The organism is Microbispora sp. NBRC 16548 (genome assembly GCF_030268985.1).
GTDB classification, from domain to species: Bacteria; Actinomycetota; Actinomycetes; order Streptosporangiales; family Streptosporangiaceae; genus Microbispora; species Microbispora catharanthi.
Map to the genome: position 1 here is coordinate 189190 of NZ_BSSF01000005.1, position 24436 is coordinate 213625.

General features: G+C 72.5%; 22 protein-coding genes. 9 read left to right on the plus strand and 13 right to left on the minus strand.

The annotated features are described in order from the left end of the window. Positions 1-15 precede the first annotated feature (15 nt). On the minus strand, positions 16-1266 hold the full coding sequence (locus QSK36_RS15175) for an ArgE/DapE family deacylase (RefSeq protein ID WP_285782841.1): 1251 nt from the start codon (positions 1264-1266) through the stop codon (positions 16-18). Positions 1267-1361: 95 nt separating this feature from the next. Between QSK36_RS15175 and QSK36_RS15180 the strand changes: the two genes are divergently transcribed. Next, positions 1362-2417, plus strand: coding sequence for an endonuclease/exonuclease/phosphatase family protein (locus QSK36_RS15180; protein WP_285782842.1), 1056 nt, complete (start codon positions 1362-1364; stop codon positions 2415-2417). 25 nt (positions 2418-2442) lie between these two features. Here QSK36_RS15180 and QSK36_RS15185 read toward each other — a convergent pair whose 3' ends face one another. Then, positions 2443-2805: a hypothetical protein gene (locus QSK36_RS15185; RefSeq protein ID WP_285782843.1), complete on the minus strand. Its 363-nt coding sequence runs from the start codon at positions 2803-2805 to the stop codon at positions 2443-2445. A gap of 104 nt (positions 2806-2909) precedes the next feature. Here QSK36_RS15185 and sigJ point away from each other — a divergent pair, with 104 nt between their 5' ends. Then, positions 2910-3803: an RNA polymerase sigma factor SigJ gene (gene sigJ / locus QSK36_RS15190; protein ID WP_285782844.1), complete on the plus strand. Its 894-nt coding sequence runs from the start codon at positions 2910-2912 to the stop codon at positions 3801-3803. Between the two features lie 27 nt (positions 3804-3830). Here the strand turns inward: sigJ and QSK36_RS15195 are convergent, their stop codons facing one another. Continuing rightward, the gene (locus tag QSK36_RS15195) at positions 3831-4469 is read right to left on the minus strand and encodes an NADPH-dependent F420 reductase (protein ID WP_285782845.1); all 639 of its coding nucleotides are present in this window, start codon (positions 4467-4469) and stop codon (positions 3831-3833) included. A 98-nt stretch (positions 4470-4567) separates the two neighbouring features. Between QSK36_RS15195 and QSK36_RS15200 the strand changes: the two genes are divergently transcribed. Beyond that, positions 4568-4981: a winged helix-turn-helix transcriptional regulator gene (locus tag QSK36_RS15200; RefSeq protein WP_285782846.1), complete on the plus strand. Its 414-nt coding sequence runs from the start codon at positions 4568-4570 to the stop codon at positions 4979-4981. Here the strand turns inward: QSK36_RS15200 and QSK36_RS15205 are convergent. Continuing rightward, positions 4959-5507: a DUF1349 domain-containing protein gene (locus QSK36_RS15205; RefSeq protein WP_285782847.1), complete on the minus strand. Its 549-nt coding sequence runs from the start codon at positions 5505-5507 to the stop codon at positions 4959-4961. The two genes, QSK36_RS15200 and QSK36_RS15205, sit on opposite strands and share 23 nt — an antisense overlap. 356 nt (positions 5508-5863) lie before the next feature. On the opposite strand from QSK36_RS15205, the gene QSK36_RS15210 reads away from it, so the two are divergent. The 3 genes from QSK36_RS15210 (at position 5864) to QSK36_RS15220 (ending at position 8046) form a co-directional block, all read left to right on the plus strand. Beyond that, positions 5864-6463 carry an RlpA-like double-psi beta-barrel domain-containing protein gene (locus QSK36_RS15210; protein ID WP_183539205.1) on the plus strand — a complete coding sequence of 200 codons (600 nt, stop codon included), beginning with the start codon at positions 5864-5866 and terminating at the stop codon, positions 6461-6463. Positions 6464-6525: 62 nt separating this feature from the next. Continuing rightward, positions 6526-6846 (plus strand): GroES family chaperonin, encoded by a 321-nt coding sequence (locus QSK36_RS15215; RefSeq protein WP_139578087.1) that lies wholly within the window; start codon positions 6526-6528, stop codon positions 6844-6846. Positions 6847-6873: 27 nt separating this feature from the next. Then, a complete protein-coding gene (locus QSK36_RS15220) occupies positions 6874-8046 on the plus strand; it encodes a M20 metallopeptidase family protein (protein WP_285782848.1) in 1173 nt (390 codons plus the stop codon). Between the two features lie 3 nt (positions 8047-8049). Here QSK36_RS15220 and QSK36_RS15225 read toward each other — a convergent pair whose 3' ends face one another. From QSK36_RS15225 to QSK36_RS15245, 5 genes are all read right to left on the minus strand, one after another. Further along, positions 8050-8472 (minus strand): TIGR02611 family protein, encoded by a 423-nt coding sequence (locus QSK36_RS15225; protein WP_285782849.1) that lies wholly within the window; start codon positions 8470-8472, stop codon positions 8050-8052. Positions 8473-8535: 63 nt separating this feature from the next. Then, positions 8536-9714: an acetate/propionate family kinase gene (locus tag QSK36_RS15230; protein ID WP_285782850.1), complete on the minus strand. Its 1179-nt coding sequence runs from the start codon at positions 9712-9714 to the stop codon at positions 8536-8538. Between the two features lie 81 nt (positions 9715-9795). After that, entirely contained in the window at positions 9796-12222 is a 2427-nt protein-coding gene (pta, locus tag QSK36_RS15235) for a phosphate acetyltransferase (protein WP_502883314.1), read from the minus strand. 120 nt (positions 12223-12342) lie between these two features. Beyond that, positions 12343-12954 (minus strand): hypothetical protein, encoded by a 612-nt coding sequence (locus tag QSK36_RS15240; protein ID WP_225898387.1) that lies wholly within the window; start codon positions 12952-12954, stop codon positions 12343-12345. A gap of 131 nt (positions 12955-13085) precedes the next feature. Then, positions 13086-15830: a cellulose binding domain-containing protein gene (locus QSK36_RS15245; protein ID WP_285782851.1), complete on the minus strand. Its 2745-nt coding sequence runs from the start codon at positions 15828-15830 to the stop codon at positions 13086-13088. A 201-nt stretch (positions 15831-16031) separates the two neighbouring features. Here QSK36_RS15245 and QSK36_RS15250 point away from each other — a divergent pair, with 201 nt between their 5' ends. Then, positions 16032-16859, plus strand: a complete 828-nt coding sequence (locus tag QSK36_RS15250; RefSeq protein ID WP_285782852.1) for a patatin-like phospholipase family protein — start codon at positions 16032-16034, stop codon at positions 16857-16859. 81 nt (positions 16860-16940) lie between these two features. Here QSK36_RS15250 and QSK36_RS15255 read toward each other — a convergent pair whose 3' ends face one another. The 4 genes from QSK36_RS15255 to QSK36_RS15270 form a co-directional block, all read right to left on the minus strand. Further along, the gene (locus tag QSK36_RS15255) at positions 16941-17531 is read right to left on the minus strand and encodes a TetR/AcrR family transcriptional regulator (RefSeq protein WP_183539187.1); all 591 of its coding nucleotides are present in this window, start codon (positions 17529-17531) and stop codon (positions 16941-16943) included. A 49-nt stretch (positions 17532-17580) separates the two neighbouring features. Continuing rightward, complete coding sequence (locus QSK36_RS15260) at positions 17581-20028, minus strand: PEP/pyruvate-binding domain-containing protein (protein WP_285782853.1); 2448 nt, start codon at positions 20026-20028, stop codon at positions 17581-17583. A 282-nt stretch (positions 20029-20310) separates the two neighbouring features. Continuing rightward, on the minus strand, positions 20311-20508 hold the full coding sequence (locus QSK36_RS15265) for a DUF2795 domain-containing protein (protein ID WP_183539183.1): 198 nt from the start codon (positions 20506-20508) through the stop codon (positions 20311-20313). A 139-nt stretch (positions 20509-20647) separates the two neighbouring features. Further along, complete coding sequence (locus tag QSK36_RS15270) at positions 20648-21790, minus strand: serine hydrolase domain-containing protein (protein ID WP_285782854.1); 1143 nt, start codon at positions 21788-21790, stop codon at positions 20648-20650. A gap of 390 nt (positions 21791-22180) precedes the next feature. Between QSK36_RS15270 and QSK36_RS15275 the strand changes: the two genes are divergently transcribed. Further along, positions 22181-22867, plus strand: a complete 687-nt coding sequence (locus tag QSK36_RS15275) for a response regulator transcription factor (RefSeq protein ID WP_285782855.1) — start codon at positions 22181-22183, stop codon at positions 22865-22867. Between the two features lie 19 nt (positions 22868-22886). Further along, positions 22887-24323: a sensor histidine kinase gene (locus QSK36_RS15280; protein WP_285782856.1), complete on the plus strand. Its 1437-nt coding sequence runs from the start codon at positions 22887-22889 to the stop codon at positions 24321-24323. Positions 24324-24436: the final 113 nt, after the last annotated feature.

Consider the following 24436-nt stretch of genomic DNA (forward strand, 5'->3'; position numbering starts at 1 on the left):
GCCGTCACAGCGGTCTCAGCGGACGCCGCAGCGGCGCAGGACGAGCAGGGCCAGGGCACGGGTGACGTCGCGGACCTCCCGCAGGTCGACCTGCTCGCGCGGGGCGTGCGCGAAGCGGACGTCGCCCGGCCCGTAGTGCAGGGTCGGCACGCCCGCACCCGCGTACAGGCGCAGGTCGCTCCCGTACGGCGCGGCGGTGCGGCCCGGCCGCGCCCCGGTCACGTCGGCCACCGCGCGGGCCGCCTCCTCCGCCAGCGGGTGCCCCTCGGGCAGCCTGCCGCTGGCGAACTGCCCGCCCGGCCAGGTGACGCGTACGGGGTTGTCCCGCAGCCAGGGGTCGTCCAGATCGGCGAGCGCCGTCTCCAGGGCGGCGCGGGCGTCGGCCGGGTCCTCGTCGAGCCGGACGCCCAGCCGTCCCTCGGCCACGAGCAGGTCGGGGACCGTGCTCGCCCAGTCGCCCGCGCGCACGGTGCCGATCTCGATCGGATACGGCAGCGGGTTGCCCGCGAAGAGGGAGCCGGGATCGGCGTTGCGCTCGCGTTCGAGCCGCCTGACGGCCTGGAGCACCGGCATGAACGCCTCGACGGCGTTGACCCCCTCGTAGCGGGTGGCGCCGTGCGCGGCCCGGCCGGCGACCTCGAGGCGGAAGGTCAGCGCGCCGGCGTTGGCGGTGATCAGCTTCCCGCTCGTCGGCTCGGTGATCACGGCTGCCTCCCCGGTGTGGCCCCTGGCCAGGGTGGCGAACGCGCCGAGCCCGCCGTCCTCCTCGCTGACCACACAGTGGACGGCCAGGGGACGCGCGAGCCGTACGCCGGTCACGCGCAGCGCGCGGACCACGGCGAGGTTGGCGGCGAGACCGGCCTTCATGTCGCAGGCGCCCCGCCCGTGCAGGGTGGTCGCGCCGAGGCGGGCGCCGAACGGGTCCTGCCCCTCCCACTTGCCCAGGTCGCCGATCGGCACGACGTCGGCGTGCCCCTGCAGGATGAGCGCGGGCGTGCCCTCGCCCTCGGTGACGCCGACGACGCCGTATCCCTCGGCGCGCTCCGCCTCCATGCCGGGGAACCCCTCGCGGGAACGGAGATCGTCGAGGTCGAGCTTCCACATGTCGACGTCGAGGTCCCATCCGGTGAGCATGCGGGCGCACCCGTCCTGGAGGTCCGACTCGGCGTCGGTGCCGGTGACGCTCGGCACCCTGACCAGGTCGGCCAGCAGGCGCACCGTCTCCGCCTCGTCGATGGCGTCCAGGACTCTCGCTTCCACATCCATGCCGGAGACTGTACGGCCTGCCTCCGACCGGCGTGGAGCCCCTCAACGCACGTGCGGACCGTCGTACGGTGGATCTTTCGGGAAGGAGTCCGGGGATGGCGAGACTGACAGCCGGCTGGGTGGGCCGCCCGGGGGTCTGGCGCGGCCTGCTCGCGTGGCCGGCGGTCGCGCCGTTCGCGCTCTGGGCCCTGCTGCGGCTGGTGCCCGGCGACGTCCATTTCCGGTGGGTGCAACTGGTGGCGTTCACGCCGTACGTCGCCCTCGCCTCGGTCGTCGCGCCGCTGGTCGCGCTGCTCGTGCGGCGCCCGGCGGCGCTGGCCGCCGGGCTGGCGGTCACCGCGACGCTGGCGGCCTGCGTGCTGCCCCGCGCGCTGTCGGACCCGTCCCCGCGCGCCTCGACCGGCGCGGGCGTGCGGACGGCCGGCGCCCTGGGCGCATCAGGGACACAGGCCCCGGCCCTGCGGGTCCTGTCGGCCAACCTGCTCTACGGCTCCGTTCCGCCCGCCGCGCTGGTGGACCTCGTGCGGCGGCTGCGTCCCGACGTCCTGACGCTGCAGGAGCTGACCCCGCAGGCCTCGGCGGGCCTGCGGGCGGCGGGCCTGACCGCGCTCCTGCCGTACGCGGACGACCGGGCCCAGGAGGGCTCGGGCGGCTCCGGGCTCTTCACGCGGTTCCCCCTGCGGCCGGAGGAGCTCACGGCCGTCAACGGCCGCCGGCAGGCGGCGGGCGTCATCGAGGTCCCCGGCGCCGGACCCGTCGCCGTCGTGTCCGTGCACCCGTGCGCGCCGCGCTACGTGTACCGGTTCAGGTGCTGGTCGAAGTCGCTCGCCTCGCTGCCCGGTCCGGGCGGGCGCGTACAGATCCTGTCCGGGGACTTCAACGCCACGCTCGACCACGCCCGGGTCCGGCGCCTGCTCGACGCGGGCTACCGGGACGCGGCCGACGCGACCGGCAACGGCCTGGCCGGCACCTGGCCATACCAGAGGTCGTCGGACTTCGGCGGCCTGCCGGTGCCGCCCGTCACCCTCGACCACATCCTGGTGGATCCGCGCGTCGCGGTCCGGGCGTTCGGCATCCACCGGCTGCCGGTGACCGACCACCGGGCGATCTTCGCCGAACTGGTCCTGCCCTCCGCCGCGCCTTCCAGCTGATCCCGGTGTGCCTCCGTGTCGGACTTCAGCGCCGCGCCAGCGCCAGCACGCTCAGCCCGAACATCAGGACGCCCAGGGGGAGATGGACCGACGGTACGTGCGCGATGCCGAGCGCGACCTGGGCGGAGGCGAGCACAAGGAAGCCGGACGCGTGCCAGACGGGCCGGGGCGAGCCGCCGCCCGGCTTCCACGCCAGCACCGCGGCGAGCACGTACAGCATCGACGCCCCGTACATCACGCGGGCGCCGACGCTGTGCAGCGTCTCTCCGTAGGACGCGGTCAGCAGCAGTCCCGCGGAGACCGCTTGAAGGAAGATGGTCAGGGTCTGCAGGGTGATCGCGATCTGCAGAAACGAGAAGCTGCGCCGTGCCGTCGTCTGTGTGGCCATGTCACGGTTCCCCTGTTCCGCCCCCGGGGGCAGTCGATCGATAAGGTCTCACCAGCCCGACGACGCGGGCCCGCGAAAGGTAAGGTGCGGCCGGGAGCATGGGGATGGCGGGAACGAGCATCGATGGGATAGCCGGTGAGCGGCGCCAACTGATCAATGTCGCCTACCGGCTGCTCGGTTCACTGGCCGAGGCCGAGGACGCCGTGCAGGAGGCCTACGCGCGCTGGTACGCGCTGCCACGAAGCCGGCAGGAGGAGATCGTGTCCCCTGGCGCCTGGCTGACGACGGTGACCGGCCGCATCTGCCTGGACGTGCTCGGCTCGGCGCGGGCCCGGCGTGAACGCTATGTCGGCGCGTGGCTGCCCGAGCCGCTGCCCGGGCGCGCCGAGTGGGACCACGGCCATGGCACCGACCCCGCCGACCAGATGGTCCTGGACGAATCGGTGTCCATGGCCTTCCTCGTCGTCCTCGATTCGATGACGCCCGCCGAGCGGGTGGCGTTCGTCCTGCACGACGTCTTCCGTTACCCCTTCGCCGAGATCGCCGACGTCCTCGGCCGGACCTCCGCGGCCTGCAAGCAGCTGGCGGCATCCGCCCGGCGGCGGGTGGGCGCCGCGCGCGCTCCCGTGACGGCGGCGGGGCAGGCCGACGTGGTGCGGCACGTCAAGGAGGCATGGGAGGCGATGGACATCGAGGCCCTCGTCGACCTCCTCGACCCGGCCGCCGTGATGACCGCCGACGGCGGCGGCATCGCCGGCACCGTCCTGCGCCCGATCGAAGGCGGCGCGCGCATCGCCCAGTACATGGTCGCCATCGCCGGCATGGCTCCGGGGCTCGAACTCCTGGAGCGGTCGGTCAACGGTGTGCCGGGCCTGGTGGCCGAGCGTGCCGGCGTCGTCGTGACCGTAGCCTCGTTCGAAGTCACCGACGGCCGCGTCACCCGGATCTGGGTGGTCCGCAATCCGGAGAAGCTGCGGCTGTGGGCGCGGGACGGCTGATACTCCGTGATCCGCCGGACCAGGATCTCAGGCCCGTTCCGACGTCGGGAAGGCGAACCGCGGCTCCGCACCTGACCACCACACGCCGATCGCGAACGCCGCGGTCGCCTCGATGTGGACCGCGCGGGACAGCCCTCCGCAGGGCATCGGCGTGCACCCCATCGATGTGATCAGCGCGGCGATCCGGTCGAGGGAGTTCGGGTCGTCGCCGCAGAACGGCACGGCCAGCGGAGTGCCTTCGAACGCCGGCCGCGGCAGCGTCCAGATGCTGTCGTGACAGAGGTTGAACGCCTTGACCACATGGGCGTCCGGCGCGGCGTCCGCCATCAGGCGGGCGACCGATGTCGTGCCTCCCGTCGTCAGCGTCAGCCCGTCGTCGCCCGGCTCGACGGGATTCGAGCAGTCGACGACGGTCCGCCCGGCGAGGACGGCGGCGAGCCCGTTCACCAGCTGCGGCGCCACGCCGGCGGGAACCGCCACGAGGACGAGTTCGCCGTATGCCGCCGCGTCCGCGAGCGTTCCGTCCTTCGCGGCGCCGGTGCGGGCCGCCGTCGCGGCGGCCGCGGCCCGGTCGCGTCCGCCGACGAGCACGTCGTGCCCCGCGCGGACCCAGGCGCCGCCCAGCGCCGTGGCCATCGCGCCCGTGCCGAGGATGCCGATGCGCATGGTGCCTCTCCCTTTCGAACGAACCAGGTGACGGCCCTCGACGTTAGGGCGGCCGACGCACACCACACGGTGTCCTTCGGACCGGGCAGGATTAGGCCATGGACGAGCTCCACGACGAGCGGTCGTACACCTCCGACTGCCGGGCGCGCCTCGCGTTCGAGGTGCTCGCGAACCGCTGGGACAGCGTCGTGGTCTACACGCTCGGCGAGGCCGGTCCGATTCGGCCACGGCAGTTGCGCGCCCGGATCGGCGGAATCTCTCCGAAGGTCCTCAACGAGGCGCTGCGGCGCCTGGAGTACAACGGCCTGGTCGAGCGCCGCGCGTATGCCGAGGCGCCGCCCCGCGTCGACTACGCGCTGACGGAGGCGGGCACGGCGCTGCTCGCCCCCATGCGCGCGATGGGCATGTGGGCCGTGCGCTACGGGGACGCCGTGCTGGACGCCCAGGACCGGTTCACGGCGCGGGGACGGGAGCGGCTGGGCGCCAGGGCTACGCCAGTGATACGCGGCTGAAGCGGGTCTCGAAGCCCTTGCCCACCGGGGCGGCGCACATGACCCCGGCGAGGGCGGGCGCCTGCGGCGGGAAGTAGGCCAGGCGCAGCATGTGCTCCGGCTCCGCGCCGTTCACGCCGTACCGGACCGTCACGGCGTCGCCGGCCCGTTCGAGGTCGAACGTCGCGGAGACGAGGCCGCCGGGCGCGGGGGTGACGGACCAGTCGGAAAAGCCCCTGGTGACGACGACGCTGAGCTGGTGGCCGCCGTCGACGAACTCCACCCCCGCCTTGATCCAGTTCTCCTCGTCGATCCGCAGCACGGCCCCGGCCTGGTCGTACTGCTCGGAGTAGTCGGCCTCGAACGTCACGGTGAGCCGCGCGTCCCCGGCGACCTGCCGGCCGAACATGTGGGCGGTGTCGTACGAGTAGCCGTAGTGCGTCTTCTGCCACAGGTCGCTCTGGGCGCCTGCGACGGCCCGCAGGCCCTCCCCGGTCCGCGACCACTCGGTGGGCTCGTTGATCCACATGAAGTCGTCGAACACCATGCCGGCCCCTTGCCGTCGGTTTCACTGATCTTGCCATGAGAGCGCTTTCCGGATGCCCGCGTCAAGGACGATCTACCTGCAATTTAGATCGATTTGTCCTCTTTACTCCCTCTTTCCCTATACTCGTGCCTCACATCACCTTTTGCCCCTGTAAATCCCGTACATCGCATCACCGTCGTATCCCCTTCCCCAGGGAACGCGCGCCCCGCTTCCGGAGCCTTCCGTCCCTCCTCTCCGAGGGCCGCTCCGCCACGCCCGGGCGCGCGTGCGGAGCCCGCCGGCCAGCCGGGACTCCTCGACGACGCGAGGCCCTGTTCCCCCGAGGGCCGCCCCGCGACCGAGACGAAAGGAACCTCATGCGCAAGCGAGCCCGTCAGGCGATCACCATGGCGATGGCCGGAACCACACTCGTCGCCGGCGCGGCCACCGCCGCGGACGCCTCGGTGATCCCTCAGGCTCCCTCCTCCGCGCCGCTCACCCGGACGGCGCCCGTCGCCTCCGCGGACACCGCCCGCCCGGCCCCCACAGACCTGGTCACCCTGGGCGCGGCCTTCAACGCGACCCTCCGCACGGCGTACGACGAGATGAAGAAGGCCGCCTCCCTGCCCTCCGGCGTCTCCACCGCCACGTCCTTCTGGGACGGCGAGACCGCGTCCGGCAAGCCGATGCGGTACCGGACCGTCGCCAGCCCCTACTGGCCCCTCGGCACCAAGGTGCGGATCACCTACAAGGGGAAGAGCGCGATCGGCGTCGTCGAGGACTTCGGCCCGGCCGAGTGGGCCGTGGCCCAGCACGACATCCCGGCGATCGTCGACCTGTCCGAGAAGATGATGGCCGACCTGACCGGCGTCGCCTCCAACACCGTCCACGTACGGTTCCAGGTGCTGAAGTGGGGCAAGGGCGGCGTCTACCGCCACTCGGGAACGGGCTACGACCTGGCCATGGGCCGCCGGTGAGCCCCCGCCGACGGTGAACCTCCGATGACGGTGCCCGGGGCCGCTGCGCGTACACTTCCAGCGTGGCTGACCCGAAGTTCGAGATCCAGATGCTCCACGACCGCGTGATGGTCAAGGTTGAGCGGGAGCTTGAGGAACGGCGCAGCAGCGCGGGCATCGTCATCCCGGCCACCGTCAAGATGGCCAACCGGCTCGTCTGGGGCGAGGTGTCCGGCGCCGGCGCCAGCGTCAGGTCGGTCAAGACCGGCGACAAGGTCCTGTTCAACCCCGAGGACCAGTACGAGGTGGAGGTCCAGGGCCAGCTCTACCTGGTGCTGCGCGAGCGCGACCTGCACGCCGTGGCGACGCAGCAGACCGACCACGGCACCGGCCTCTACCTCTGACCTCCCGACCTCGCGCCAAGGTGGACCATGACCCTCCAGGATGATCTCGTCGAGCTTCGCCGCGCGCTGCACCGGGAGCCGGAGATCGGCCTCGACCTGCCCCGCACTCAGGAGAAGGTGCTCGCGGCGCTCGACGGCCTGCCCCTGGAGATCACCACAGGCGAGCGCCTGTCGTCGGTGACCGCCGTCCTGCGCGGCGGCCGCCCGGGCCCCGCCGTGCTGCTGCGCGCCGACATGGACGCGCTGCCGGTGCACGAGAAGACCGACGTGCCCTACCGGTCGCGTTTCGACGGCCGCATGCACGCCTGCGGCCACGACCTGCACACGGCCATGCTGGTGGGAGCCGCCCGCCTGCTCAGCGAGCGCCGCGCCGACCTCGCCGGCGACGTTGTGCTGATGTTCCAGCCCGGCGAGGAGGGCCAGGAGGGCGCCCGGCTGATGATCGAGGAGGGCGTGCTCGACGCGGCCGGGGCGAGACCCGTCGCGGCGTACGGCATGCACGTCTTCTCCACGACGATCCCGCGCGGGCTGTTCCTGACCAAGGGCGGGCCCGTGCTGGCCGCGGCCGACACGCTGACCGTGACCGTGCGCGGCAGGGGCGGTCACGGCTCCTCCCCGCACCGCGCCCTCGACCCGATCCCCGCGGCCTGCGAGATCGTGACGGCCCTGCAGACCCACGTCACCCGCGGCTACGACGTGTTCGACCCGGTCGTGGTGACCGTCGGCAGCTTCCACGCCGGCACCACCGACAACGTGATCCCGGACGAGGCCGTCTTCGAGACCACCGTGCGCACGTTCTCGGCCGGCTCGCGCGACCGCGTCAGGGAGGGCCTGGTCCGGCTCGCCCAAGGCATCGGCGAGGCGCACGGCCTCACCGTCGACTGCGCGTTCGGCATCGGCTATCCCGTGACGGTGAACGACGACGCCGAGGCGGAGTTCGCCGCCCGGACCGTGCGGGAGGCCCTCGGCGAGGACCGCTACTTCCCGCTGCCCAATCCGGCGACCGGGTCGGAGGACTTCTCGTACGTGCTGGAACAGGTGCCGGGGGCGTTCCTCGTGGTCGGCGCCTGCCCGCCCGGCCGGGATCTCGCCACGGCCCCGGCCAACCACTCGGCGGAGGCGGAGTTCGACGACGCCATCCTGTCCGACGGCGCGACGCTGCTCGGCGAACTGGCGGTCCGCAGGCTGGCCCGCGCCTGACGGTCAGCTCAGCAGCTCGCGGGCCTTCTGGATCAGGTCGACGCCGACGGTCAGCCGGACCGACACCCAGACGATGGCCCCGGCGCAGAGCAGGGTGAGCGCGCCCGCGACGATGCGGACGAACCAGTTCTGCCGCTTCAGCCAGTCGGTCGCCGCTCTCACCCTCTCCTTGGCGAACTGCAGCAGCCGGGACGCCCAGGGGAACTCCGTGGCCAGGACGGCGAGCCCGGCGAAGACCACCAGCCAGCCCGGGCCCGGAAAGGGCACCATGATCAGGCCGGTGACCACGAGCGCGGCGCCGATCACCCCGATGACGATCCGCAGCGTCAACCGGCCCGCCGGAGTCGCCCGGACCCGGTCGAGCCAGCCCGGCGTATCGGCAGTGCCCTCTTTCCCACCCGTACGACTGTCCTCAGCCGTCGCCACACGGCTCACCCCCATTCGCTGCCCACGATAGCCAGCGGACGACCGCGGCGGCGATCGGCCGGTTCACGCGTCACCGAGGCAGGCGGCGGTCTGCTCGGCGATCTCCAGTTCCTCGTTGGTGGGCACCACCAGCACCGTCACCTCGGCGCCCTCCGGCGAGATCACCCTGGCCTCCGCCGACTCGGCGGCGTTGCGATCGGGATCGATCTCGATGCCGAGCCTGGTGAGCCCGGTCGCCGCGAGCGCGCGGACACGGGGGCTGTTCTCCCCCACCCCGCCGGTGAAGACGAGGGCGTCCACGTGGCCGAGCGCGGCGTAGTAGGCGCCGATATAGGCCCGCACGCGGTAGCCGTAGACGTCGAGCGCGAGCCGGGCGTCCTCGTCGCCGGAGTCGGCCAGCCGCCAGACCTCCCGCATGTCGTTGGCCCCGCACATGCCCAGCAGGCCGCTCTCCTTGTTGAGCGCCGTGTCGACGCCGGCGAGGTCCATGCCGGCGACCCGGCCGAGGTAGGCGCCCAGAGCCGGGTCGACGTCCCCGGAACGGGTGCCCATCACCAGCCCGGCGAGCGGGGTGATGCCCATCGATGTGTCCACGCTGCGCCCGCTCCGCACCGCCGTCGCGCTCGCGCCGTTGCCGAGGTGCAGCACGATCGAGTTCACCTCGTCGTACGGCCGGCCGAGCAGCGCGGCCGCCCGGCGGGAGACGTACGCCGTGGAGGTGCCGTGGAAGCCGTAGCGGCGCACGCCGAGCTTGCGGGTCCACTCGCGGGGGACGGCGTAGGTGTGCGCGTGGGGCGGGATCGTGCCGTGGAAGGCGGTGTCGAAGACGGCGACGTGCGGCAGGCCGGGGAAGGCCCGCCGGGCGACCCGGATGCCCTCCAGGTTGGCCGGGTTATGCAGCGGCGCCAGCGGCGCGATCTCCTCGATGGCCCGCTCGACCTCGTCGTCGATCAGCACGGGCGTGACGAACCGGCTGCCGCCGTGGACGACCCGGTGGCCCACGGCGGTCACGCCGTCGAGCGGCGGCCCGTGCCCGGCGAAGGCCGCGAGCACTGCCTTCAGCCCCTCCTCGTGGTCGGCCACCCGGCGCTCGGTCCGCACGCCGTCGTGGGTGAGCACGCTCTCGTCCTCGCCGATGCGCTCGATCAGCCCGCCGGCCACGGCCCGGCGCGTCCCCATGTCGATGAGGCGGTACTTGATGGACGACGACCCCGTGTTCAGGACGAGGACCTGCCCGCTCACTGTGTCTCCTCCCGCGCCCGCGCGCTCACTGTGTGCCCTGCCGCGCCTGCGCGCTCACTGTGTCTCCCATCGCGCCCGCGCTCACTGTGCCTCCCCGTGCGCCTGCGCCTGGATGGCCGTGATCGCGACGGTGTTGACGATGTCGCCCACGGTCGCGCCGCGGGACAGGTCGTTGACCGGCTTGCGCAGGCCCTGCAGGACCGGCCCGATCGCGACCGCGCCGGCGCTGCGCTGCACGGCCTTGTAGAGGTTGTTGCCCGTGTTGAGGTCGGGCACCACGAACACCGTCGCCCGCCCGGCGACCGGGCTGCCGGGCATCTTGGTGCGCGCCACGCTCGGCTCGGCCGCGGCGTCGTACTGGATCGGGCCCTCGACGGGCAGATCCGGCCGCAGCTCGCGGACCCGCGCGGTGGCCTCGCGCACCTTGTCCACCTCGGGCCCCGCGCCGGACTCGCCGGTCGAGTACGACAGCATGGCCACGCGCGGCTCGACCCCGAACCTGGCGGCCGTGGCGGCCGACGAGATCGCGATGTCGGCGAGCTGGGCGGCCGTGGGGTCGGGGACGACGGCGCAGTCGCCGTACACGAGGACGCGGTCGGCCAGGCACATGAAGAAGACGCTGGACACGACGCCGACGCCCGGCGAGGTCTTGATGATCTCGAACGAGGGCCTGATCGTGTGGGCGGTGGTGTGGGCGGCGCCGGAGACCATGCCGTCGGCCAGCCCGAGGTGGACCATCATCGTGCCGAAGTAGGAGACGTCGGTGACGATGTCGCGGGCCTGCCCGACCGTCGCGCCCTTGTGGGCGCGCAGCCGGGCGTACTCCTCGGCGAACAGCTCGCGCAGCTCCGGGTCGAACGGGCTGACCACGCGGGCGCCGTCGACGGCCAGGCCCATCGTGGCCGCCGCCAGCCGGATCTCCCGCTCGTCGCCCAGCAGGGTCAGCTCGGCCACGCCCCGGCGCAGCAGGCTGTCGGCGGCGCGCAGGATCCGCGGCTCGGCGCCCTCCGGCAGCACGATGTGCCTGCGGTCGGCACGGGCGCGGTCCAGCAGGTCGTACTCGAACATGAGCGGGGTGATCGCCGCGGCCTTGGTGACCCGCAGGTTGCGCAGCAGCGCCCCCGCGTCGACGTGCTCGGCGAAGACCCCGAGCGCCGTGTCGATCTTGCCCTTGGCGTCCGGGCTGAACCGGCCCTCGGCCTTCGACAGCCTGGTCGCGGTCTCGAACGTGCCGCCGCCGGTCGTGATGATCGGCAGCCGGATGTCCATGCCCTTCAGCAGGCGGACGACCGCGTCGGGCAACTCGAGCCCGCCGTTGAGGATGATCGCGGACAGGGCGGGGAACGTGGGGGCCTTGTGCGCGGCCAGCAGCCCCGGCACCAGCGCGGCGGCCCGGTCGGCGGGGACGACGACCGCCAGGCCCTCGGTGAGGCGCTCCAGGATGTTCGGCAGCGACATCGCGCCGATCATCAGCCCGCCCGTCTCCCGGCCGAGCTGGTCGGCGTCGCCCATGAACAGGTCGCCGTCACAGGCGGCCATCAGGTCGCTGACCGTCGGCGCGGACAGCCGCCGCACCTCCGGCAGGACGTACGCGGGGACACGGGCGGCGACCTCGTCCACCAGGCCGGGGGCGACCCGCGTGACGACCGTGGCCAGCTCGGTGGCGTGCCGCTCGGCCAGTTCCTTGCGCGACATCTCGACCGCCGCGGCGATCTCGTCGGGAGTGCGGTCGAGCCCGGTCACCACGTTCATCACCGGTGTGCCCAGGTTGGCAGCGAGCTCGGCGTTGAACACGAACTCGGTGGGCGCGCCCACGTCGGTGTAGTCGGTGCCGATCACCACGACCGCGTCGCACCGCCCGGCGAGCGCCCGGTAGCGGGCCAGGATCTCCCCGGCCGCGCGCTCCTCGTCGGCGTGCACCTCCTCGTAGGTGACGCCCGTGCACATGGCGTAGGGCAGGCCGATCCCGAAGCGGCTGCGCGCGGTGTTGACCAGGCTGTCCTGGCGGCCTGACCGGACGACCGGCCGGAACACGCCGACCGTGCCCACCTGGCGGGTCAGCAGTTCGATCATGCCGAGGGCGATCGTGCCCTTGTTGCTCCTCGCGTCGCCGGCCGCGACGTAAACTCCGATCGCCATCGCGCAGTCACCCCTGTCCCGGCGCGGCCCGACGGCCCGCCCAGGCAAGGCTATGCGAAGGGCCCCACGGCGATACCAGTCGAAGGTCACATCCGTAGGGTCTTTTCTCACCAGTCGCGCCGTCTCACAGGCGTTCGCTAGTGCCCGCGTTCCGGCGACCATCTCGTGCCGTACGACCAACGGCTCCTGCCGCAGGACATGAGGGATCGGGACGGGCAACGGCAGCCGCTGCGCGAGCCACGGCATCAGGCGGGTCTCCATGAGCAGCCGCGCGGCCACCTCCGGCCGCCTGGGACGGCGCTCCACCCATCGCCCCCGGACCAGCCGGGCCTGGCTGTCCCATCCCGCCCCGCCCCACTCGTCGGACATTCCCGTCACCACTCCAATAGATCACCTGGGCGCCCCCTAGGCATGCTTGCTTCCAGATGCCGCCCCCTGCCCGGGCTTACCGCCGGAATTGACGGGAACCCGGGCTTCGCGTTCTCCGGATCATTCGCAGGTGAGACTGTCGAGCTCGGCTGCTCGCCGGAGGTCCTTGGGGCGGCCTATGGCCCGCCGCATCCGGATGAGGTCCTCCCGGGACACGTAGTGAACTTCCAGGGCGCCCGGGCCGTATGCCGTGACCGCCCTGTCGAGGATCTCCCGGACTCGCAGGTTGCCCCAGGGGAGCGCGGGGGTGCAGCAGTCGCCGCTCGCTCCGGGCGCGGTGAACTGCACTTTGGGGCGGAGCAGAGCATCCGGATGAGTCGCCATGGGGGCGCCCGTTTCGTCGGAGAGCCGGGCGTCGACGGACATGAAGGCGGCCGCCAGCGCCGGGGCGTGGACCGGTTCGCCGTCCCAGAGCAGATCCAGATCGCCGGTCAGTTCGGTGGATCCGTGCATGATGCCGGCGACCTGCCCGATCACCGCGGCTCGGACGCCATGGCGGTGGAGGGCTTCGAGCAGGGGAAACGGGTCGAATCCGAGGGCGCCGTCCGTGCCTATCGTGCCGACGTCGTCGTCGGCGTCCTCGTGGCCCAGGCCGGTGCCCGCCCGCTTGAGGGCGAGTTCACGCGTGCGCCGGGCGGCGGCGCGCAGTCGTTCCAGCGGTTCGTCGATCATCGGATTCATGCAACACCCGGCCGCCCTCGGGGCGCACGCGAATTTCCCCGAGTACGGCCGGGTCGCTGACGGACGGGCCGTACGGATGCGCCACCTCGGCGGCCCATCCGTACGGCCGTTGTCGTGCTATCTCACGAGGCGGTGCAGGTCACCGGCGACGGGACGGCGTTGGTGCCGTTCCAGCTCGCCTGGAACCCGAACGTGGTGGACGCCCCGGAGCCGACCGAGCCGTTGTAGCTCACGTTGGTGACCGTGACATTCGCCCCGGACTGGCTCACCGTGCCGTTCCAGAGCTGGCTGATCGTCTGGCCGTTCGCGAAGGCCCACTTGACGCTCCAGCCGCTGATCGAGGCGCTGCCGGTGTTCTTCACCGTGACCTCGCCCTGGAAGCCGCCCGGCCACTGGTTGACCACCTTGTACGTCGCCGAGCACCCCTTGCCGCCCGACGGGCTCGCCGAGGGCGACGGGCTCGGAGACGGGCTGGGCGAGGGCGACGGGCTGGCCGACGGGCTCGGGGACGGCGACTTCGACGGAGAGGCCGAGGGCGACGCGGACGGGGACGCCGACGGCGAAGCGGACGGCGACGGCGACGGGGAGGACCCGCCGTTGCGGTCGCCGTAGATGATGCCCCGGCCGTTGGTGCCGAGGTAGACCCGGCCGTAGATCCGCGGGTCGCCGGTCAGGGCCTCGCCCATGTTGCCGTACTGGTGCTGGTCGTCGTTGATGCGCACCCAGCTCGCGCCGGTGTCGTCGGACCGGAACAGGCCCTGCACGCCGTCCACGGTGCCGGCGAGGTAGAGGGCCTGGTACGTCTTGCCGGGCGCCGCCTTGCCGAAGCCGATGTTGATCGAGCTGCTGACGTTCGACAGCTTGGTGAACGAGGCGCCCGAGTCGGTGGAGTGCCACAGGCCGCCCTCGCCGGCCAGCCAGACGTCGCCCTCCTTGCCCGGCAGCGCCTTGAAGTGCACGCCGGTCGTCGGCAGGCCGGTGGCCGCGGTGGCGCTGAAGCTCGCGCCGCCGTTGGTGCTGACGTAGAACTTGCCGCCCGAGTAGGCGTAGAACTTCTGCGCGTTCACGCGATCGGATTCGACGATCGCGCCGGCCGGGACGCCGGTGGAGGCGCTCCAGCTGTTGCCGTAACCGACGGAGTAGACGACCTGGATGCCGGGGTCGCCAGGCGACCACACGAAGCGGCTGCCGTCCGCCGCAGCGGCGACCGTGCCGCCGTTGTTGACGCCGCCCGGCTCTGTGCCCTGGAACCAGTTGGCCCCGCCGTCGGTGGAGAAGGCCACGTGGCTGTCGTTCGGGCGGTCGGAGTCGGTGAAGTTGCCGGCCCGCACCATCACGCTCGGGTTGGTCTCTGCGTAGTCGAGCGAGGTCGTGGAGGTGAAGACGGGCTGGGTGAACATCATGGACGGCACGGCGTCGAGGTTGGTGTGCCGGAAGCCGCCGATGTCGCCCAGCGCGCTGACCAGCGGGGCGCCGCTCGGCGGGCTGATCAGGTCGAGGACGGCGGTCTCCTCCAGGCCCTTCACCATCGGCTTGATCGTGAACTGGCCGCCCGAGTCCCACTTCGTGAGGTCGGTGGTGCCGTAGATCGTCGCGCCGGTGCCGTACATCATCCGGTCGGAGTCGAACGGGTCGATCTCCACCGACTCGTTCATCCAGCCGAGCTTGGGCGTGACCTCGGGCGGCTGGGGGTTCGTGCCGAAGGTCAGCCACGGAGCGGCGGAGATGTCCATCTTGTAGCGGAAGCTACGGTTCGGGTAGGACGTCCAGTCCCAGATGCGGGTCCAGGTCGCGCCGCTGTCGGTGCTCCTGAAGAAGATCGCGTCGGGCCACCAGGAGACCTGGGTGGCGACCATGATCGTGCCGGGGTGCTGGCGGTCGACGGTCAGGCCGCTGTAGCCGAAGTAGTCGTCGGAGCTGCTGGACGGAATCGGGCTGATCTGGGTCCAGGTGCCGGTGGCGGTGGCGTAGCGCCACACGTCGCCCTTGGCGCCGTCGTACGGGCCGCCCGTGTCGCTGGTGGCGATGTAGAGGTAGCCGTTGGCCGTGTCGAGCACGCCCTTGTGGGCGATGTAGCCGGTGGGCTGACCGGCGACCCGCTCCCAGGACGTGCCGCCGTTGGTGGTCCGGTAGACGGTGTTGTCCTTGTCGGCCACGCCCACGTAGACGGTCTGGGTGGCGTTGCCCGAGGTGCCGGTCCGCTTGTCGAAGGTCACCCAGACGACGCCCTGGTTGTCACCGTTGTAGGCGTCTCCCGGGCTGGCGACGTAGTTGCCGACGTTCGGGAAGTTGGTCACCTTGGACCAGGTGGCGCCGGAGTCGGTGCTCCGCCACAGGCCGTTGCCGCTGGGCGCGCCGAAGTAGAGGATGCTGTTCTTGTTCGGGTCCACCGCGAGGCGCTCGCCCATGCCGCGGCCGGGCATGTTGCCGCCCAGCTTGAACGGCAGGGGGCTCACCTGCCAGGTGTCGCCCTTGTTCGACGAGCGCAGGATCGCACCGTTGTTGGGGTCCCAGCTGTTGGTGTACATGCCGACGGCGGCGTACACCTTGTTGGCGTCCGCGGGGTCGGGGGCGATGCTGACGACGCCGTTGTAGCCCCAGTTGGACTGCCCGACCCAGTCGAGCAGCGGCGTCCAGGTCTGGGACGACTGGTTCCAGCGGTACGCGCCGCCGATGTCGGTGCGCGCGTAGATCAGGTCCTTCTGAGCGGGGCTGAAGACGATCCCGGGGACGAAGCCGCCGCCGAGGATCTGCACGTTCTTGAACGTGTACGAGTCGGCGGCGACGGCCGACACCGGGGACATTCGGATCACGGCCGTGACCAGCGCCACGGCGGCGACCACGAGCAGGGTTGCGAATCTTCGCATGGACGGTTTCCCTCCGAGCACGGACAACCGGCCATGCACGACCAGGCGGGGACCCTGACCGTCCTTCTCCCACGTGCATGGAAATCTGAAGGGAAGATTCACACACCGGCGGAAGCGCCGTCAATAGTTTGGCGTCCACACTAATTGGAACCGGTTTCACCCCGGCCCGAGCACGCGCCTGCGTGGAACATAATTCTGGTTATGACTACTGCTCTCGTGCTCGGCGGCGGAGGAGTCGCCGGCATCGCCTGGGAGGCGGGGATCGTCACCGGCCTGCGCCGCCTCGGCGTGGACCTGGGGACGGCGGACCGGATCGTCGGCACCTCGGCCGGCTCGGTCGTCGGCACGCTCGTGGCCACCGGCGCCGACCTGGAGGAGGCGATCGCCCACCAGGCCGAGGTGGACACCGGCCCACCCCCGGCCGTCGACCACATGGACGAGGTCCTGCAGGCGTTCGCCATCATGTTCGATCCGAACCTCGACCGGCGGGAGGCCCGCCGCAGGGTCGGGCAGATGGCTCTGGCGGCCAGGGTCGACCACTACGCCGAGCGGCTCGCGGCGGTCGGCGAACGGCTGCCGGTGAAGGAGTGGCCCGAGCGCGAGCTCCTGATCACCAGTGTGGACGCGGCCACCGGCGAGTTCGTCGTGTGGGACCGGTCCTCCGGCACGCCGCTGGTGCTCGCCGTCGCGTCGAGCTGCGCCGTGCCGATGGTCTTCCCGCCCGTGGAGATCAACGGCCGCAGGTACGTGGACGGCGGGGTCCGCTCGGCGACCAACGCCGACCTCGCGGAGGGCGCCCGTGCGCTCGTGGTGCTCGAACCGCTCGGCAACCTGACCCCGCGGGCCGTCCTCGAGGCCGAGATGGCGCAGGCGTGCGCGGCCACGTCGTACGTCGTCCACCCCGACACGGCGTCGGTCGCGGTGTTCGGCCAGAACGTCCTCGATCCGGCCCTGTGGGGACCGGCCTTCGCGGCGGGGATCGACCAGGCCGCCGCCCTCGCCGAGCCGATCACCGCCGTCTGGTCCTGACACCGCCGCTCCTGACACCGCCGCCGCTCGCGCCGCGCGCCTCCGGCGCGGCCGCTTCACGTCCGCGCCGCGCCGGGCGGCTCAGCGGCGCGTGAGCAGCGGCACCACGACCTCGTCGACGATCTGGACGATCAGCTCGTCCGGGATGGGCGGTCCCGCGAACAGGAAGTGCTGCCTGAGCAGCGCCTGGCCGGCGTCCAGCCGGCGGGGAGTGACGGCGCTCGCGTCGATCTCGCCGCGTTCGACCGCCCGGCGGGTGATCTCCTGCATCACCCTCCGGCCCAGACCGTGGGACCTGCGCCGGAACGCGGCGGCCCTCGCCTCGTCGGCCAGCGCCTCGCTGAGCAGCCCGCGCATGGCCTCTCCCGCCGGTCCGGACAGCAAGCGGGCCGCCTCCCGCAGCGCCGCCAGGACGTCGGTACGCAGGGAGCCCGTGTCCGGCACCGACGACGGGACGGGCAGCACGTGGTAGACGGCGTCCATCACCAGCTCGATGCGGGTGGGCCAGCGCCGGTACAGCGAGGCTTTGCCGGCCCGCGCGCGCTCGGCCACCCGTTCCATCGTGAGCCCGGCGTAGCCGGCCTCGGCCAGCTCGTCGAGCGTCGCCTGGAAGATCGCCGCGTTGAGCGCTTCTCCCCGGCGACGCGGCAGCTTGCGGTGGTCGGTGACCATGCTGGAATCCTACGGAGGCCGTTCCCCGGCGGGGACGCGCGCTCCGTGCTCAGGCGCGGGCGCCGTGGACGTCCGCACGGCCCTCCGCGTCGTCCGCCGGCGCCGGGAACACGTGGCCCGTGCCGCCGTCCACGGTCACCACCTGGCCGTCGTCGAGGATCGAGGTGCCCCGGCCGGTGCCCATGACGGCGGGGATGCCGTACTCCCTGGCCACGATCGCGGCGTGCGAGGCGATGCCACCGGTGTCGACCACGACGGCCGCCGCCCGCTGGAAGAGCGGTGTCCACGACGGGTTGGTGTAGGGGCAGACGAGCACGTCACCCCGGCTGAGGCGGCCGAAGTCCGCGGGCCGGCGGATGACCTTCACCGGTCCCGTGGCCCGCCCGCCGCCGGCGGGCGTCCCGGACACGAGGGCGCCTTCCTCCGAGCGGGCAGGGAAGATCGCGGCAGGGTCGATGAGCCGGACACCCGCCCGCTCCTCCCTCTTGGCCGCTCTGCGCAGCACCGCCGCGCGCAGCGCCTCCGTCCGCTCCGGCCCGGCCGTCGTCAGGTCGCCGATCGCCTCGAGTTCCTCCAGGCGCAGGTGGAAGACGTCCTCCTCCTTGTCCAGCACGCCCGCCTCGCGCAGCCGGCGGCCGATCTCCAGCAGGGACCTGCGCAGCACGGGCAGGGGCAGGGTGAAGTAGAAGTGGCTGTCCTCGCGGAACGCGATGCCGGCGCGGGCGGCCCGCACCCGGCGCGCCATTCTGTCCCGGCGGGCGCCATCGCCCCGCAGCCGGGGATGGGCGAGCAGCCGCTCGAGCGCCGCGTCGGAATCGGGGCCGGACGTGGAGGCGAGGCCGGAGTGGGCGCTCGGATCATGCCCCTCGGCCAGCACGCGGATCATGCCGAGCACCGTCTCCGGGGCGTCGGACCAGGTGGGCGTGGTGACCAGCAGCGGGCTCGCGGTCTCGCGGTGGCCGTACTCGGCGAGGAACGCCCGCATCCTGGCCGCGAACTCCTCGGGCATCGGGTCGGCGTCGAGCGCTCCGGTGCGCCCGGCCTCCTCGGCCAGCTCCGCCAGGGCCCTGTTGGCGTCGCCGGTGCGGGTGCGCGCACCACTGATGAGCTCGCCGAACCGGTCCGCCTCGCCCAGCCAGCGCAGCGACAGCAGCAGCCGCAGCAGCGCGAACCCGGTCCCCGGCAGATAGTCGATGCGCAGGCCGGCCACCGGCTGCACGACGTCGAGCGCCTCGCGGGGCACCCGGATCAGCTCGCGCCACGGCAGGGCGGACAGGTCGCGCCCGGACAGTTCCCTCGCAGCGGTCAGGAGCCGGAGGAACCGCGGATCCTCCGTCCACCGCGCGGGGTCGAAACGCCGGGCCCGGGCCGCGACCCGGAACGGCGCGGCGAGCAGGCCGAGCGCGGGCCGCGGACGCGGCGGCACCAGCCGGTAGACGACCCCGTCCTCCTCCTGGAGGAAGTCGGCGAACGCGCTGCGGATGCCGAAGCTCTCGGTCACCTTGGCCATGAGCCCGGCGGGGCCGTACGGCAGCCAGGTCGACATGTCGATCGGATAGGGCCGCACCGGCACGTACTCGACGAGGACCGAGGCGATCCTCCGGCGCAGCGGGTTGAGCCGCCCCACCGGGGGTGGCGGCAGCGCGGTCATCGGCCGGGCCTGCAGCAGCCAGAGCCGGCCGTCCGCACGGGCCCACTCGATGTCCTGGGGCCGGCCGAACAGGGCCGCCACCTCACCGCCCAGCTCGGCCAGCTCCCGCAGAGCCGAGGGAGGCAGCCCGGAGCCGGCCGCCGCCTCGCCGCTCTCGCGGGTGACGCCGCCGCCCGCGACGGCGCGGACGACCACCTCGCGGCGGCCCGCCGTATGGGAGACGACCCGGCCGGCGGCGCCGAGCACGTAGTGGTCGGGTGTGACCAGACCGGAGACGACGGCCTCGCCCAGGCCGCTGCTCGCGTCGACCACGACGCGGGAGCGGTCGCCGCTCACCGGGTCGGCGGTGAACATCACGCCCGCCGTGTCGGCCTCGACCATGCTCTGCACCACCACGGCGATGCTCACCCCGTCGTCGGGGATGCCCAGCCTGCGGCGGTAGGCCACGGCACGCTCGTTCCACAGCGAGGCCCAGCACCGGCACACGGCGTCGACCAGCGCCTGCTCGCCGACGACGTTGAGATAGGTGTCCTGCTGCCCGGCGAACGCGGCGCCCGGCAGGTCCTCGGCGGTGGCGCTGGACCGCACCGCGACGGGCCCGCGGCCGAGCGCCGCGTAGGCGGCGACCACGGCTTCCCGCACCTCGCGCGGCATGTCCGGGATCGCCGATGCCGGTCCGCCTGCCCCGGCGCGCCGGACGGCCGTCTCGTGAGCGGCGGTGGTGACGACGAACCCGGCCGGGACGGGGAAACCGCCCCGGACCAGCTCCCCCAGATTGGCTCCCTTCCCTCCGGCCAGGTCGAGGTCGTCTCGTCCGAAGGCCTCCAGGGGGGCGACGAGTGCCATGCCTTCTCCTCGCGAGCCTCGTCCAGGCAATTAGAGAACCCAACGTTCTCTAATTCAGAGTAAAACTCACGTCTTGGAAACGCAACGTTCACTAAAAGTGCGTACACACCTCGACGGCCGTGGCCGCGATGCTCGCGACGCCAGGGGGGTCACCCCCGGCACGCGTCGGGCGGGCGGGGCGCGGAATGTCTCCGCCCACCGCCCGCCCGACGTCATCCGGTGGTTGTCGCCCCGCTCAGCGGCGGGGCGCCGGACATCACCGTCCCGGGTTCGCCCGGCGTCTCACCTGGCCTCGGTGACCGCCTTGCTGACCGCGTTGGGGCCGTCATACTGCCGGTCCGGGATGCGTTCGAGCGCATTGACGATGGTGTCGTCCGCGCCCTGCTCCCGGGCCGTACGGACCAGGTCCGACTTCCCCGCCGGATAGTCCACGCCCTTCAGGTGCTTCTGCAGCTGGATCGGGTTCGGTGCGTCGGCCATGACGTTCCTCCCTTCGTCGGTGTTCTCCTGCTCTCCCTCGCCTACCCGGTTGTTCCTCGGTGAGTCCGCCATTCGAAGCCGCCAGTCGAGCTCCCCGGCCTACGGCAGGAGCAGCGAGAGCGCCTGGAGGCGGGCCGCGTCAGCGTGTTCTCGCCACCTCGGCTGCCACCGCGCGGAAGGCGGACAGCGCCTCTCCCTGGTCCTGCGAGGCGGAAACGGCCGACTTGACGATCACGACCCGGTGTTCGGGCGAGACGTAGATGTACTGGCCGCCGAATCCCGCGGCCATGAAGTCGTCCTGGCCCCCGCCGCCCAGCCACCAGTGCAGACCGTAATCCGGATTGAAGGAGGCGGAAGGCCGGGTCGACTCCTCCACCCACGCCCGCGGCACCACCTGGCGTCCACCGGCGCGGCCCTTGTCGAGGTACAGCAGGCCGAACCGGGCGAAGTCGCGGTCAGTCGCGTAGTAGCAGCAATATCCCAGGTCGTCATGGGAGTCGCCGCCGATGCGGGCCGTGGAGGCCATGCCGGCCGGCTTCCAGACCTTCTCCTCGACGTAGCGGTGGTAGGGCATGCCCGTCACCTCGCTCACCAGCCGGGCGAGGACGAACGTGTTCATGCTGGTGTACTCGAATCCGCTGCCCGGCTCCCAGCCGCGTACCTGCCGCTGCGCGAGCCGCTTGACCGGGAAACCGCGATGTGCGGCCAGTTGCGTCTTCGGCACGTCGGCCCGCTCGTTCCAGTCGATCCCGGACGACATCCGCAGCAGGTTCCGGATGGAGACGCCGTCGTAGCCGGAGGCGCGCAGTTCGGGCAGGTACCGCGTCACCGGGTCGTCGACGGAGTGGATGCGGCCTTCGTGCAGGGCGATGCCGACCGCCGCCGAGGTGAAGGACTTCGCCATGGACCAGGACTGGAACCGGGTGTCCGGCCCGGCTGCGCGGTAGCGCTCGTACACGACCTTCTGGCCGTCGAGGACGACGAAGCCGTTCGCCTTCGACCTGGCGAGGTAGTCGTCGAGCGTGTACTTCCTGCCCTGGAACGTGTACGTCACCGACAGGGAGCGCGGGGCACTCCGCAGTTCGACGGGGTGGGCGGACGGGCGCACCACGGCGAACGCCATCGGATCGAGCGGCGACGACGTGGAGGGGAGGAAGGCCGCCACGGCCGGAGAGCCGGCGGGCGGGCCCCCGGTCCGGGCTGTGGCCTGGGCGGGGGCCGTGCCCGCCGCCAGAGCCGCCGCGGCCGTCGCCGCGGCGACCGGGAGGAATCGTGATCGCATCGAATGCTCCGCACTGATCTCGGGGGTGCCAGGGGAACGGCCGCGCGAGCCGCTCGGCAGGGATGATGGCGAACGTTTCTGGCATATCTCTGGCAAGCCGTCGCGACTCTTCGTAGATGACTCCCGCCGCCGGGCTCCGTGCGAAGGCCGTGCGGCCCTTCGAGGATCGCCGCGCCCCGGCGGACGGTCCCTGACGCGCGACGTCCCGGCCCGCGAGCGGTGCCGTAGATTGGAGATCGACTTCCACCGTCGGCGCCTGGTAGGTTCCCGCTCCTGGTCCACCCCCCGGCCGTACGCCGACGCCCCCGCCCACTCCCGACCTCGGAAGAGATCACGAGGGCGGCCGGTCATCCTCCTGCCGGTCGCTCCCGAAGCAGCAGGAGCCCTGCCATGACGAGATACCGGGTTCTCGTCGTCGACGACGATCCGGCCATCCTGCGCGCGTTACGACGTGGTCTGCGCGTGGAGGGATTCGACGTGGACGTGACCGCCTCGGGACGCGAGGCGCTGGAACTCGTCCACCGCGCGGCACCCGATGCGGTCGTCCTCGACGTGTCGATGCCCGGCCTGTCGGGGATCGAGGTGTGCGAGCGCCTGCGGTCGGGCCGGTCAGAGGTTCCGGTGCTGATGCTGTCGGCCATGGACGAGGTGACCGACCGGGTCGCCGGCCTCGCCGCCGGGGCCGACGACTACGTGGTGAAGCCGTTCGAACTGCGGGAGGTGGTCCTGCGGTTGCGCGCCCTGCTGCGCCGGGCGGGCCGTCCTCCGGGCGCCGTCGTGCGGGTGGGCCGCCTGACCGTGGACCCGGCCGGGCGGCGGGTCACGATCGACGGCCGGCCGGTCGAGCTGAGCCGGCGGGAGTTCGACCTGCTGGAGGTGCTCGCCCACAACGCCGGGATCGTGCTGTCCCGCGACGTGCTGCTCGAACGGGTCTGGGGATACGACTTCGAGGTGACCGGCAACGCCGTGGACACGTTCGTCGGCTACCTCAGGCGCAAGCTCGAGGCAGGGGGCGAGCCGCGCATCGTGCACACCGTACGCGGAGTGGGATTCGTGCTCAGGGAGGCGACCCTGTGAGTGCTCCGGAGGCCGCTCCATGAGGCTGTCCACCCGGTTCGCGATCTGCCTCGCCGTCGCCGTGCCGCTCCTCGTTCTGCTCGCCGGGCTGCTCATGCTCAGCCTGGTGTCCCACGACCTGCGCGCGGAAAGGGACACGCAGCTGACCGTACGGCTGCGCGCGCTCGCGCCCATGGCCTCGGCGTACGCCTGGCGGGCGCGGGCGACGCCCCGGATCCCGCCGGACTTCCTCCAGCGGCGGCTGTCGGAGGCCACGGCGGGCGCCGACAGCCCGGGCGGTGTGTACCTCGACATCGCCGGGGCCGAACCCCTCGTCATCGGAGACGTGCCGCACACCCTGCCGCCGGCCGGGACGCCCGGCCCCGCCGACTTCGCCGAAGGGGAGCGCACGTGGCGGTTCGTGGCCGAAGACCTCGGCATTCGCGAGAACCGCGCCCGCCTGTGGGTCTTCGATCCCCAGGCGCGTCTCGACGCGCAACTCGACCTGCTGCGCCGGCGGGTCGGGCTCACCGCGCTCGTCTCGGTGGTGGTCGGCGCCCTGGCGGGTCTCGCCCTCGGCCGGTTCGCCGTACGGCCTCTTGAGGTCCTCCACCGGCAGGCCAGGGTGATCGACGCGCCCTCCCGGCCCGGCGCACGGCTGGCCACCGCGTCGGGGGTCGGCGAGATCGACGAACTCGCCGGCATGCTCAACACGTCGCTCGACCGGCGGGACGCGGCGGTGGCCCGCACCGGCGAGGCGCTGGAGACGGCCCGCGCCTTCGCCGCGACCGCCGCGCACGAGCTGCGCACCCCTCTCACCAGCATGGGCGCCAACCTCGGGCTGCTCGACCATCCGGACGTGGACGCCCCGGAACGGGCCGAGATCGTCGCCGACCTGAGGGCAGAGCAGGGCCGGATGCAGCGGCTCATCACGGCCCTGCGGCAGCTCGCGCGCGGCGAACTGCTCGGTCCGGCGGCCTTCACCGAGATCGACCTGGTGGAGATCGTCGACGACGCCGTCGAGGACGCCAGGAGGCGCCACCCCCACGCCGCGATCACCGTCTCGGTCGCGGGCCGCCTGGTGCTGACCGGGTGGGCCGAGGGAATACGGGGGATCCTCGACAACCTGCTCGACAACGCCGCCGTCCACGGCGCGGACGGCAGGGGCGCCTGCGAGATCTCGGTCGGCGTGTGCGAGGACGGCGCCGCCGCGCTCCTCGCCGTGCGGGACTCCGGGCCCGGCATCCCACCCGCCGACCGCGAATCCGTCTTCGTCCGCTTCCACCGGCGCAGGGGCAGCCCCGGCTCCGGACTCGGCCTCACCGTCGTCCGCCAGCACGTGCTCCTCCACGGCGGCTCCATCCGAGTCGCCGACGCCCGTGCGGGAACCGGCACCTGCGTCGAGGTCCGGTTGCCCCTCGACGCCGCACCGGCCGCGCCGCGGGCGGGCTCGTCCTGGCGAGAGGACAGGTCGTAGCCGTCGCGACCGCTGTTTCCCGGCGACGGCACCGGCAGAGCGGCCCCGGTGGGCGACACCGCGCCCGGGAGTGGCGTTGACGCCGGCGAGCGCGTTTTCGCCGGCGGCCGCCC